General features: G+C 35.6%; 11 protein-coding genes. 4 read left to right on the top strand and 7 right to left on the bottom strand.

Annotated features, from left to right (window positions below):
- The first annotated feature begins 656 nt into the window (after nt 1-656).
- The gene (locus G9F74_RS19730; protein WP_016107570.1) at nt 657-3,701 is read left to right on the top strand and encodes an efflux RND transporter permease subunit; all 3,045 of its coding nucleotides are present in this window, start codon (nt 657-659) and stop codon (nt 3,699-3,701) included.
- A gap of 221 nt (nt 3,702-3,922) precedes the next feature.
- On the opposite strand, the gene pstA is transcribed toward G9F74_RS19730, so the two are convergent.
- The 3 genes from pstA to G9F74_RS19745 all read right to left on the bottom strand — a co-directional run bounded on the left by pstA (nt 3,923) and on the right by G9F74_RS19745 (nt 6,709).
- Nucleotides 3,923-4,843 carry a phosphate ABC transporter permease PstA gene (gene pstA, locus G9F74_RS19735; RefSeq protein WP_000994143.1) on the bottom strand — a complete coding sequence of 307 codons (921 nt, stop codon included), beginning with the start codon at nt 4,841-4,843 and terminating at the stop codon, nt 3,923-3,925.
- A gap of 2 nt (nt 4,844-4,845) precedes the next feature.
- Entirely contained in the window at nt 4,846-5,736 is an 891-nt protein-coding gene (pstC, locus tag G9F74_RS19740) for a phosphate ABC transporter permease subunit PstC (RefSeq protein ID WP_000676684.1), read from the bottom strand.
- A 70-nt stretch (nt 5,737-5,806) separates the two neighbouring features.
- On the bottom strand, nt 5,807-6,709 hold the full coding sequence (locus G9F74_RS19745) for a phosphate ABC transporter substrate-binding protein PstS family protein (RefSeq protein WP_000245100.1): 903 nt from the start codon (nt 6,707-6,709) through the stop codon (nt 5,807-5,809).
- 511 nt (nt 6,710-7,220) lie between these two features.
- Here G9F74_RS19745 and G9F74_RS19750 point away from each other — a divergent pair.
- Genes G9F74_RS19750 through G9F74_RS19760 form a run of 3 tightly spaced genes read left to right on the top strand, consistent with a single transcriptional unit; the run spans nt 7,221 to nt 9,575 of the window.
- Nucleotides 7,221-7,478 (top strand): FeoA family protein, encoded by a 258-nt coding sequence (locus G9F74_RS19750; RefSeq protein ID WP_000252995.1) that lies wholly within the window; start codon nt 7,221-7,223, stop codon nt 7,476-7,478.
- Nucleotides 7,475-8,197: a FeoB small GTPase domain-containing protein gene (locus G9F74_RS19755; RefSeq protein ID WP_016107569.1), complete on the top strand. Its 723-nt coding sequence runs from the start codon at nt 7,475-7,477 to the stop codon at nt 8,195-8,197. The genes G9F74_RS19750 and G9F74_RS19755 overlap by 4 nt, the downstream gene beginning before the upstream one ends.
- A complete protein-coding gene (locus tag G9F74_RS19760) occupies nt 8,175-9,575 on the top strand; it encodes a nucleoside recognition domain-containing protein (RefSeq protein ID WP_016107568.1) in 1,401 nt (466 codons plus the stop codon). Before G9F74_RS19755 ends, G9F74_RS19760 begins: the two co-directional genes overlap by 23 nt.
- Nucleotides 9,576-9,762: 187 nt before the next feature.
- On the opposite strand, the gene G9F74_RS30160 is transcribed toward G9F74_RS19760, so the two are convergent.
- From G9F74_RS30160 to gerLA, 4 genes are read right to left on the bottom strand one after another with little or no spacing between them, the layout of a single operon-like run.
- The gene (locus G9F74_RS30160) at nt 9,763-9,891 is read right to left on the bottom strand and encodes a hypothetical protein (RefSeq protein WP_000493995.1); all 129 of its coding nucleotides are present in this window, start codon (nt 9,889-9,891) and stop codon (nt 9,763-9,765) included.
- Nucleotides 9,892-9,902: 11 nt separating this feature from the next.
- Nucleotides 9,903-11,069, bottom strand: a complete 1,167-nt coding sequence (locus G9F74_RS19765) for a Ger(x)C family spore germination protein (RefSeq protein ID WP_016107567.1) — start codon at nt 11,067-11,069, stop codon at nt 9,903-9,905.
- Nucleotides 11,053-12,177: a spore germination protein GerLB gene (gene gerLB, locus G9F74_RS19770; protein ID WP_000801990.1), complete on the bottom strand. Its 1,125-nt coding sequence runs from the start codon at nt 12,175-12,177 to the stop codon at nt 11,053-11,055. Before gerLB ends, G9F74_RS19765 begins: the two co-directional genes overlap by 17 nt.
- A complete protein-coding gene (gerLA, locus tag G9F74_RS19775) occupies nt 12,178-13,656 on the bottom strand; it encodes a spore germination protein GerLA (protein WP_098643559.1) in 1,479 nt (492 codons plus the stop codon).
- Nucleotides 13,657-13,727 lie beyond the last annotated feature (71 nt).

The raw sequence follows: 13,727 nt of genomic DNA on the forward strand, positions 1-13,727 counted from the left end.
TAAAGTTAGTTTGTCTAGCATCTAAAAATAAAAATTGACGTTTCACGTTGTTTGTTTCGTTCAGTTTTCAAAGAACTTGTCCGCCGCTTCACAAGCGACTTCATCATATTAACATCTTCATTTTTCGATGTCAACAATGTTTCTTAATTTCTTTTTGTCATTTTCTGCGTTTCCGCATCAGCGACGTTTATTAATATACCATCGTGATTTCGAAATAACAAGTACTTTTTATAAAAAAAATAAAAAAATCACCTATCCTACTTTCTTCTATGTAAGGACTCCTTATCCTCTCTACTGAAAACAGGTATTTTGATTGTATACCAATACACTCCGAGCAACCAAACTGTAGGTCACAATAACTTCTCAGATTTTCATTCTCTTCTATATTAAAGTTCATAATCATTTACTCCCTATAGAATAATGATATAAATTAGCCGTAAGAAACGAATCAATCCACATTAAAAAGTAATTCGAACGAACAATTTCCTCCCCCATCAAAAATTGCACTTTATACAAATAATACAATCTCACCAAAAACATTATCTTAAGATTGTTGTTAGAATTTTTTTACATTTAATTAATGAAAAATATCCATTTTTTGTTATATAGTAAGAAAGTGCCCACAAAACTATAAATACTAATGGAGGAATTATCTTATGGATAGGTTAACAAAATTTTCATTAAAAAACCGAGCTGCTATTATTATCATGGTTTTTCTCATTTCCATACTCGGTGTTTATTCCGGCTCTAAATTACCTATGGAATTTTTACCAAGCATCGATAACCCTGCAATAACTGTCACAACATTATCTCAAGGGCTCGATGCTGAAACGATGACTAAAGACGTAACTGATCCCCTTGAAAAACAGTTTCGTAATTTAGAACATATTGATGGCATCATTTCCTCCACACACGAAGGATTATCACGCATCGACATTGCATATACATCCAAGGCAAATATGAAAGATGCAGCACGCGAAGTCGAAAAAGCAATTAATACGATTAAATTACCTAAAGATGTAACTAAACCTGTAGTTAGCCAATTAAATACTTCTATGATTCCACTCGCTCAAATTACCATTCAGAAGCAAAATGGATTTTCAAAAGCTGACGAAAAACAAATCGAGAAAGAAATCGTACCACAACTCGAAAGCATTGATGGTGTTGCCAATGTCATGTTTTTCGGAAAATCAACTTCCGAATTATCCATCGTTCTTGATCCTAACAAACTAAAAGATAAAAACGTAACATCAGAGCAAGTATTAAAAGTTGTACAGGGAAAAGAAACTTCCACTCCCACTGGAGCAATTACTGTTAATAAAGAAGAATACAATCTTCGTGTCATCGGGGAAGTAAAAAATATAAATGAGATTAAAAACATCACCGTAGCACCTCAAGTGAAATTGCAAGATATTGCTCAAATTGAACTGAAACAAAACTACGATACAATATCACACATAAACGGAGAAGAAGGAACAGGATTAATCATCATGAAAGAGCCGAGTAAAAACGCGGTTGCAATTGGAAAAGAGATTGATAAAAAAATTAAAGACATAAGTAAGCAATATAAAGATCAGTTTTCTATTAAACTTTTAGCCTCAACTCATGAACAAGTTGAAAATGCTGTTACTAGTATGGGAAAAGAAGTAATCCTTGGCGCAATCGCCGCTACTCTAATTATCTTAATCTTTTTGCGTAACTTCCGAACGACACTCATCGCTGTTGTCAGTATTCCATTATCTATTTTATTAACACTCTTTTTACTACACCAATCTAACATCACACTTAACATTTTAACTCTCGGTGGCTTAGCAGTTGCAGTTGGACGTCTCGTCGATGATAGTATCGTTGTCATTGAAAATATTTTTCGCCGTTTACAAAAGGAACCTTTCTCTAAAGATATTATTATCGATGCAACGAAAGAGGTTGCCGTCGCAATCACTTCTTCTACTTTAACAACGGTCGCTGTTTTTTTACCTATCGGCCTCGTATCAGGAGTAATCGGAAAATTAATGTTACCTATGGTATTAGCAGTTGTATATTCAATCCTTTCTTCTTTAATCGTCGCATTAACAGTTGTTCCACTTATGGCTTTTTTACTACTCAAAAAAACAAAGCATCGCAAGCCGAGCTCTTCACCACGATATGTAGCTACATTAAAGTGGGCTCTTTCTCATAAATTTATTATTCTACTAACTTCATTTTTATTATTTGCGGGATCAATCGCTGCATATATATTACTACCAAAATCGAACATAAAGTCCGAAGATGATACAATGTTATCCGTTAATATGACGTTTCCAGCTGATTATAATTCTGAATCTCAAAAACAAAAAGCCTTTGACTTCGAAAAGAAACTACTCTCTAATCCTGATGTAACAGATGTTATTTTACGAATGGGATCTAGCGCAGAAGATGCACAATGGGGGCAAACGACTAAAAATAATCTTGCCAGTATATTTGTAGTCTTCAAAAAGGGGTCTAATATCGACCAATATATTAAAGACTTAAAGAAAGATCATAAATCTTTTGAACCTGCCGAACTTGATTATATAAAAACGAGTTATTCAAGCTCTGGTGGGGGTAACAATTTACAATTTAACGTAACTGCTACTAACGAAACGAATCTAAAAAAAGCCGCTAACATCGTCGAAACAAAACTAAAGAGTATGGATGCTCTCTCTAAAGTAAAAACGAATTTAGAAGACTCTAAGAAAGAATGGCAAATTCATATTGATCAAACAAAAGCCGAACAATTAGGTTTAACCCCAGAATTAGCAGCACAACAAGTAGCATTCCTTATGAAGAAATCGCCTATTGGTGAAATTTCAATTAGCAATGAAAAAACTACTATTATGATAGAGCACAAAAAAGAAAATATTAATAAACAAACAGATATTTTAAACGCAAACATACTGTCACCTATTAACGGACCAATTCCTTTAAAGGACATTGCAACTATTTCAGAAAAACAACTTCAAACAGAAATTTTCCATAAAGACGGAAAAGAAACAATTCAAATTACTGCTGAAGCCTCAAGTGAAGATTTAAGTAAAGTAAGCGCAGAAGTAAACAATGCGATAACCAACTTAGATTTACCTAGTGGAGCAAAAGTAAATATCGCCGGCGCCACTGAATCTATGCAAGAGAACTTCACAGATTTATTCAAAATCATGGGGATTGCAATTGGGATTGTATATTTAATTATGGTTATCACCTTTGGGCAAGCGCGTGCTCCTTTTGCAATTTTATTCTCCTTACCATTAGCTGCTGTCGGTGGTATTTTAGGATTAATCATTTCAAGAACACCTGTCGATATAAATTCTTTAATTGGCGCATTAATGTTAATTGGGATTGTCGTCACAAATGCAATTGTATTAATAGAAAGAGTGCAACAAAATCGAGAAAATGGCATGGAAACAAGGGACGCCTTACTAGAAGCTGGGTCCACGAGACTTCGTCCAATTATTATGACAGCTGTAACAACAATCGTTGCTATGCTCCCTCTCCTATTCGGTCAATCTCAAGCAGGGAGTATGGTATCAAAAAGTTTGGCAGTTGTTGTAATCGGCGGTTTGGCAGTTTCAACTGTTCTTACATTAGTAGTCGTTCCTGTTATGTACGAATTACTGGATAAAATCGGTAGAAAAAGACGTTCACGCAGAAAAATCAGTACTTCTACAGAAACACCTGATATTTAAAGTAAAAAGGCGTTATCTTCACGAATGAAGATAACGCCGTTTCTTTACCTACCCATATAATCCATCCTTCTTTTGCGCATATCGCTCTATAGGTTGACCAAAGTCTACAATAAGATATTCGTTATTTGAAGGTCTTTTACTCCCCCCTTTATATCCATTTCTTCTATATTAAAATACAAAAAGAACCCCCTACTTATAAATAGAGAGTTCTTCTTTATAACTTATGCCGCTTTTACCTTCTTCGTCGTTTTACTTTTTCTTTTCGTTCCTGTAAAACGCTTATGCAATACAGATGCTATCAAGCGTGAAATAACATTGAATAGTAATACCATAATAATTAATACAGCTGCAGATTTTGTCGCAATCAACTTCGCATCCGGGATAATCCCTTCAGAATTCAACTTCCAAATATGAACCGCTAACGTTTCAGCTGGTCTAAATGGATTTAAAGGATGCGCAGGACTTGAGAAGTCCGCTGCTGAATTTAAAATTGGAGATGTTAAACCCGCTGTGTAAATTAATGCCGCTGCTTCACCAAATATACGGCCAGCCGCTAAAATAACACCTGTAATAATTTGCGGTAATGACGACGGGATAATAATACGCGCGATCGTTTGCCACTTTGTCGCACCTAATCCAAGACTCGCCTCTTTTACATTATGAGGAACTTCTGAAATCGCATTTTCACAAACACGCGTTAAACCTGGTAAGTTTAAAATAGTTAAAGCTAAAGCACCACCCATTACCGTGTACCCCCAGCCTGTCATTGTAACGAACACTAACAAACCGAATAAACCAACAACAATAGAAGGTAAAGACGCCATTGTTTCAATACATAAACGAACAAAACTTAAAAATCGACCTTGTTTTGCATACTCCGCTAAATATATTCCAGCACCTAATCCAAGAGGAATAGATATAATAAGCGTTATAACAAGCATATAGAAGGAATTGAATAACTGCGGACCAATCCCACCACCAGCTCTTGTATTGCTTGGTTCTCCAAACAAGAAATTAGGATCCCAAAATCCCCATCCCTTTTGTAAAATTTCAAACACTAAGAACACTAGCAAAGCTACAACTAAAGCCGCAACCGCATAAAAGATACCTGTCCAAACTTTATTTACCGTTCTTGCATTCATTATTATCGCTCACCTCTTTGACCAATCGCTCGAATTACTAAAATAAACAGGAATGAAATAACAAGCAAAATCATCGCTAATGTCCATAGCGCATTGTTCCAAGCTGTTCCGTTCAATGTATTCGTCATATCCATTGTCAGAATACCTGTTAACGTTGCTGTTGGACTATATATTCCTTCTGGTAATTTAATCGTGTTCCCGATTACCATTTGAACCGCTAACGCTTCACCAAAAGCACGCGCTAATCCTAAAACTATACCTGTTAAAATCCCCTGTTTTGCAGCAGGAACGATCACTCGACTAATCGCTTGCCATTTCGTTGATCCTAGACCATAAGAAGCTTCTAAATAATCAAATGGAACAGAGCGTATTGCATCAGAAGCGATACTAGCAATAGTAGGTAATATCATAATACTTAGGACAATAATACCCGCAATTAAACTAAACCCCACTCCTCCAAACGAATCACGTAATAGTGGCACTAAAATCGTAACCCCTAATAATCCGTATACAACTGAAGGAATACCAACTAATAGTTCTAAAACAGGCTTCAATACTTTATTTCCGAACTTCGGCGAAATTAAATTCATGAATATAGCAAGAGCTATAGCAATTGGCGCACTAATAATAACTGCACCTATCGAAACCAATGTTGAACCTATAATAAAAATTACAGCTCCGAAGGTTCCTTCGTCAGCATTCGGATTCCATTTTGTCGATGTTAATACCTCAGTAAATGAGATACCACTTTGCGTAAAAGATTGAATTCCTTTACCACAAATAAACGCAATAATAGCTAATGTAACTAAAACAATAAAAATACCACAAAACGTAACGAGTGATCTTCCTATATATTCACTCTTTACGTAATTTATTTGTTTTTTCCCCTTCATCACAGGACAGACCCCACTTCATAAATTGAAATGAACAGGACTGACCTTGCAGCCAGCCCCATAAATTTTATTACTTATTTAATTTAGACATCGGAATGTAACCCATATCTTCTACTTGCTTTTCGAAATCTTTACCTTTTACATAGTCAATGTAAGCTTTTGTTGCTTCTTTTGCCTCACCTTTTGTTACCATGTACTCGTAAGACCAGAATGGATATTTACCAGCAGCGATGTTCTCAACTTTTGGTTCAGATCCATCAATTTTAACCGTTTGTAGCGCACCTTTTTTCTCACCAACCATGTAAGACATTGCTAAGTAACTCACTGAACCTGGAGTAGAGTTAATCGCTTGCTCTACAGCACCATTAGAATCTTGTGTCGTACCAGTTCCATCATTAATTTTCGCGTCTTTCATCACTGTCTTTTCAAAAGTAGCACGTGTACCAGATGAAGCTGGACGGTTAATTACGTTGATTTTTTCGTCTTTCCCGCCAACCTCTTTCCAATTCGTTACTTTTCCAGTGAAGATATCTTGTACTTGTTGTACTGTTAAGTTATCAACTTTTACATCTTTATTTACGACAAGCGCGAATGCGATACCCGCAACTTTGTTATCTACTAATTCTTTTGCTTTATCAGCATCTTTTATTTTATCTCCAGATGGAACATCCGAATTACCAATTTGTACTGCACCAGATGCTACTTGGTTAATCCCTGTTCCACTACCGCCACCTTGAACTTGAATAGAAACTTTTGAATTTTTCTCCATGAATTTCTTTCCAGCTTCCTCTGCAAGAGGTTGAAGCGCTGTAGAACCTGCAGCTGCAATCGTACCTGACAATTCTTGTTTTGCATTATCGCTTCCTTTAGCATTATCTTTACTAGCTGTATCTTCTGCTTTCCCACATCCAACTAATGCTCCTGCTACCACTAAAGCTGCTAAAGAAAATTTAATACCCTTTTTCATAACCATGTCTTGTACCCCCATTTGGATTATCACTTTTCACATTCGTCTACTTTTTTCGAACACAAATTCATTGTAGGACAACAATATTATGTGAGTGTTAAGCAATTTTTAATTTTAAGTAAATAGCGATAATAATCCTAAAAAGCTAGGAATCCCAACATTTGTAGTTAAAGAACCCAACAAAATCCACACTAAACGAGCTGTAATGTAAATTTATTCTTAATAATGTAAACTCAATGTAAATGTTTTTCTTTCTTTTCACCTTTTAGTTAAAAATATATTTACAAATCCACTATATTTTTAACTTTTACAATCTCATTTTATTTACATTAAACAGAATTTCAGTATTTTTTTTTAGTACAACTAAATAAATTGGAACAATTCTAAAAATAATTGAATATTTTTAAAGTACTAATTGACAGCATCATTCAATGTAGTCTACTATATTAGTAGCAAAAAGTTTACCTAAGGAAACTTTTTAAACTTAAACTAACAATATAGAGATGAGGTAACTTTTATGGTATCGGCTAATACAAGACCACTTTCTGCATTTAAAACAGGAGAGTTTGTACAAATTGAGAAGATACAATTAGAAGGAACTATGAAACGACGTTTATTAGATCTAGGGTTTATCCCTGGGGCAACGATTAAAGTATTACAGCGCAGTCCACTTGGAGATCCGGTCGCTTATCAAGTAAGCAATACAACTATTGCACTGCGTAAAGAAGAAAGCTCCCTTATTTTCGGGGTATTAATAGGAGATGATTTCAGATGAGCAACCACCGTATTGCTTTAGCTGGCAACCCGAATACCGGGAAAAGTACATTATTTAATACTTTAACAGGCTTAAAACAACATACTGGAAACTGGACGGGAAAAACTGTTTTAAAGGCCGAAGGGGAATATGAACATAACGGAAATAAATATACATTAATAGATTTACCTGGAACTTACTCACTATATTCAAACTCTGCGGATGAAGAAGTGGCGAGAGATTATATTATCTTTGAAAAGCCAGAAGTCACTGTAGTTGTTATAGACGCAACTGCTATGGAGAGAAATTTAAATTTAGCACTCCAAGTGATGGAAATGACGAGCAACGTAGTTATTTGTATTAACTTAATTGATGAAGCTGAGAAAAAAGGCATCGTTATTGATGAAAAGAAATTAGCAACATCACTCGGTGTACCGGTAGTAAAGATTTCAGCTCGAAACCGAATTGGTATCGGGCATTTACTAAATGTCATCGCTAAAGTAGCAAATAAAAAAATAATTCCAACACCAATTAAAATTACTTACAGCGAAAAAATCGAAAATATGATTCAGGAATTAGAACCACAAATTTATAAAGTGTTCGGTGATGCGTATCCAGCACGCTGGATTGCGTTACGTATATTAGATGGGGATAAAAATTTCTTAACTACACTTCAAAAACACCATAATGAACCACTTGTAAGGGAGGTCGTAATAAATGGAATCTCACTCAGCCAGTAAAGCTCTTCCATTGGACTATATTATTCAACATGCACAAACACTATCAAAAGAAGATATACGAGATGATATTGTCGGAGATATTTACCGAACATCTGCAAGCATATGTAAAGAATCTGTTCAATACACAAATACTGATAAATTGTATCGTTCCGAAAAACTAGATAAAATTTTCACATCTCCCATCTGGGGATTTCCAATTATGCTCGGTATTTTATCTATCATTTTTTATCTTACAATTGCAGGCGCTAACGTACCATCTGATATGATTGCTGAGTTCTTTGGATGGGTAGAAGGATATTTAACATCTTGGTTCCAAGCAATGCATGCACCTGAATGGTTACACGGTATTTTAATACTTGGTTTATTCCGTGGTATCGGTGCTGTTATTAGCGTTATGTTACCACCTATGGCAATCTTTTTCCCTATGTTTGCACTATTAGAAAACTACGGATACTTACCACGTGTTGCGTTTAATATGGATCGTTTATTTAAGCGATCTGGTGCTCATGGTAAACAATCTTTAACAATGGCAATGGGATTCGGTTGTAATGCAGCTGCCATTATGTCAACGCGTATTATCGAATCGCCACGTGAACGTATGCTTGCTATCTTAACAAACAACTTCGTTCCATGTAACGGTCGCTGGCCTATGCTAATTTTAATGGCTTCACTATTTATGGCTGCTGGTTATACAGGTAGTATGCAAACATTTGTTACTGCTGGCGTTGTAGTTGGAATGGTTGTAATTGGTGTTATTATGACGTTAACCGTTTCTTGGGTACTATCGAAAACAGCTTTAAAAGGTGTTCCAACTCACTACACACTTGAGTTACCACCGTACCGTAAGCCAAAAATTTGGAATACAATTGTACGTGCAACACTCGATAAATCCATCTATGTTTTAAAACGAGCTATAGTTGTAGCTGCTCCTGCGGCTGCATTAACTTGGTTACTCGCTAATATTTTCATCGGCGACACAAGCCTGCTTATGTATTTTGTAAACTTCCTAGATCCATTCGCTAAAACGTTAGGACTTGACGGCTTTATTCTAGCTGCATTCATTCTTGGACTACCAGCTAATGAAATTGTTATTCCGATTTTATTAATGTCTTACTTATCAACTGGATCTTTAACTGAAATAGATGATTTTAATCAGATTAAAAATCTATTCTTAGAAAACGGTTGGACTTGGTTAACAGCGTTAAACACAATGTTGTTCTCCCTTCTTCATTTCCCGTGCGGAACGACACTAGTTAACATATATAAAGAAACAAAAAGTGCAAAATGGACATTCTTATCGTTTGCAATCCCTACCGTTATCGCCATTGTTGTTACATTCCTCTCTACACAATTGGTACATTGGTTAGGGCTTGTATAAAGTGCAATTTTACTCAATAGGGGCTTGTATTAGCCCTCACTAATCAGGCGTGTACGGGCAGTTGACTTCCTATCTAACACCTTGCTCCCACCGAATAGTCTTACTGCCCGTTAACGCGGGATAAAAGCAAAGCATACATAAAAGGTATCCCCCTCCACATATGCTTTGCGCGAAAGAAACCTGAAAATCATTCAGGTTTCTTTTTTTCTTTCCACGGCTGCGCCCCATACGTTGTGAGTTTTTTATGGATGAAGTATATGGTTCCCGGAAGAACCGCCATTAATATCGTGCAACTAATTCCTAATCCAGTAAACAACTTTCATCACCTTATTTCACTCTCTTCGGTAAAGCTGAGCCTGAATGTTCAATTATCGGATGAACATGAACAGTAATTTCAGCATCACTAAAATAATTCTGACCTTGATCCCAATTCTTACTTATTTTTTTCCACTCTTTATAATTATGTCTCTTATACACTTCCCCTAATTCTAATACATCTACCTTATATTTTTTTTGAACAAGCTTAATCGATTTTTGGATGCGTTTCTCCATTTTCTCCGAAATATCCTTCTCTAAACGCTTTTCATTCAAAACTTTTTTATGATCACTAAAGTGCAACTCCGCCAATGTGCCTTCCAGATATATGTGAATATCAAACTTTGGTTTTGTAGCATTCGTTGTAGATACTTTAATTTTCCGACGCAGCTTATGAATTTCATATGTAATAAGTTGATCCTTTTTACGAATGGTAAAAAAGCCTCCAATTTTTTTACCTATTATATAATTCATTCCTAATGTTTCTTCCCCACCCAAAATACCTACACACTTATTATCCTTCCCGCGAAACAACGCTGCCCCGTTCATTTGTACCCCTTGTTTTGTTAGTTCGAGAATAGGTAATACAAAACTCCGATTGGAAATCATCTTTTCCTGGACTTCACCAATTCTTGCAGCCTCAATCATTTGGGCATTTTTCGGAGGATGTTCAGCTAACATATCGATATACTGCGCTGGCAAATTTTCAGGCTTGGCACTCTGCTTTAAAATAGCTTCTGCATTTTTCTTCGAAACGAACAAACGAATATTCCTTCTCATTTCATGATCGCGAATATATACATCTAACGTATTTTGCAAAACATATGGATTCGCTAGTAAATCTTTAGAAAAAATAATCACTTGTATATGCGGAAAGAATAATGAACGACTAATTTTTTTGGCGATAATTCGGATTTGCTCAAAGACACTATCTGCTTTCGCACTAACATTAATATAATTTTCGCCATCTCCATCACCTTGTCCACCTTGTTGCGACAATTTACTGGGGAGTACCATCTGATACGTCCCTTTCATAATTGGATTTGCTTTCTTTGCCTTTACAATATCGTAAGCTGCACCTACTACAAATCCTCTTTCTTCTATTTCTTCTAACTCAGAGCACCCACTTATAGATCCAGCTAAAACCATAACCATTATTATTTTAAGAAGGTGTTTCATTTTTACCATTCCTTCTTTTTATTTTATATACAATAAAAACTAACAAAGGCGCTAACACGACAAACCCCATATCTATCCAAGCTAAATAAGTCCCATAACTTGACAATTTCTTCAAATTACTAGGTATCATATTCACCATAAAAATAATCGGGGCACTTACAAAAATGAAAATATGCTTCTTCACTTTCGGAAACATAGCACAAAATAATAAAGATGCGACATCATAATACATTGCTGTCGTGTTATAAATAGTAATAATCCAAGTAGTAAAAAAAATTGCATCAAATCTTTCTAAAAACCCTCCGCCAATTTCAATTTCTTTTCCTAGTTCAATTGTTGGATATGTCAATCCACGTGTTGTCATATATGTAAAAACACTAATACAAGTTACATAAATTAAAATGTATGACAATACGTTCACCATCACCGCTTTTGCAACTGCCATTGGCGCTTTTTTCGCTGTTTTATCGTTCAACAACACAGCATAAAACAGAGCTACCTCAAATCCGATGAATGTAAAAATAGAATTTTTAACTCCTACAGCATATTGACTGACATTCGTTTGAAAAGCCGGTAATAAATTATCTATTTCCATTAAGTTCACATTCAATAAAGAAAGAAGCACTATCGCAATTAAAACAATTGGCAAGAATAGAACATTTAACCTTAATAAAGCCGCTCTCGATCCAGCTACTCCATAAATAACAACTAATAAGAAGAAGAAAGACAATAGCTGTATTGGTGTATCACTAAATAAATATGTTTGTGAAATAACCGCAATCATTCGCGATTCATATGCTGTCAAAGCTGCAAATGTTAATACTAAGATGCTACTAATTGTGTATGCAACAGGTTTCGTCAAATGCGCACTCGTATATTGAACAAAGTTTTGTTTTGGGAATAAAATAGCTACCCTCGTTACAAACCAACCTAAAACCGCACATATCAATCCACCCAAAAGTAAAATAATCCAACCGTCCGAAAATAAAGTTTGATCAGCAATATCTCTCGGCATAGACAATGCCCCTATACCAATAATGGTTGACGATACCGCAAACCCAATTTCCCGAGATCCAATCTCTTCATCGCCATACTCAAATGGTTTCAATTATTTTCGCTCCTTTGGACGTATTGTAGAATCTTTTGTTTGCAAATATTCCGGTCTCTCTTTCAACATCGATTTTGGCATACGAATAAGTTCTTCTTTCCAATCTTTATAAAATGCAGGAGCAATAGGCGTTGTATAAGGAATACCAACACTCTTTAAATTCGTAATATGAATCGCAAGTGAAATAAGAGCTAAAATGATTCCGTACAATCCAAAAGCAGTTGCTGCTAATACAAAAACAAAAAGTAAAATGCGAAACGTAATTGTAATGCTATATACAGGCAGTGAAAATGTAGCAATTGCAGTAACTGCAATAATAATAACTAAGAACGGGTTTACAATTCCTGCATTCACCGCCGCTTCCCCAATTACAAGACCGCCTACAATCCCAATTGTTTGTCCCATCGGTTTTGGCAATCTAATTCCCGCTTCTCGTATTAACTCCATCGTTAATGCCATCATTAATGTTTCAATATATGCCGGAAATGGTACCCCTTCTCTGGCTCCCGCAATAGAATAAGCTAGTTTAGATGGGATAAGCCCTTGATGATATGATACAAGTGCTACATACATAGCTGGTAGCAAAACTGCCATTATACCAGAAACCATCCGTAAAACTCTCAATAACGTTCCAATCACCCAGCGCTCATAATGATCTTCGACAGATTGAAAAATATCAACAAATACAAGTGGAGCTATAAGAGCAAACGGTGATCCATCCACCAAAATAGCCGCCTTTCCTTTCGCTAATGAAGCCACAATATTATCAGGCCTTTCCGTATTTAAAAACTGCGGAAAGGGTGACAAATTATTATCTTGAATTAATTGCTCAATCGTTCCCGTCTCAAAAATGACATCTGTCACTATGGATTGAAGACGCCGATCTAGTTCTTTTACAATATACGGGTTAATAATATCTTCTATATATACTAAGGTTACTTCTTTCTGCGATCGTTTCCCCATAATATAAGATTGAAACCGTAACTTCGGATCACGTAAACCACGGCGAATTAACATTTTATTTACATTAATATCTTCATTTAACCCAACTCTTGGTCCACGTATTAAATCTTCTGTCACTGGAGGCTCTAGACTTCTTTTCTCCCAAGCTCTACTGTTAACAACAATAGCCGTTTGAATATTATCAATTAATATAACTGTATCTCCCGCTAAAATCGCATTTATAATATCCGGAAATGTTGTTTTCATACCGACTTCTGCGATAGAAATAAAGCGATCCAATAACGTTTGAACAATAGCTGCTTCTTTTTGTATTTCTTCATATTGAAGCGTACGAACTACATATTTATAAACATTATCCTTATCTGTTAACCCACATAAAAAAATAACAGCGCAGCGCGTTAAACTGCCAGCAAGAGCAACTTCTCTAATTGTTAAATCATTAGGTGAACCTAACTCATCTCTTATTTTCTCCATAACTTCAAACAAGTTACCTTCTAACTCTAACAATTCCCCCACCTAACTTCCTTTTCAACAAGTTTTTAGTTAGATTCCGCTAATAGAAGAAAATATATACAAAAAAGAGCTAT

The organism is Bacillus sp. EKM202B (genome assembly GCF_011066025.1).
Taxonomy (GTDB): Bacteria; Bacillota; Bacilli; order Bacillales; family Bacillaceae_G; genus Bacillus_A; species Bacillus_A toyonensis.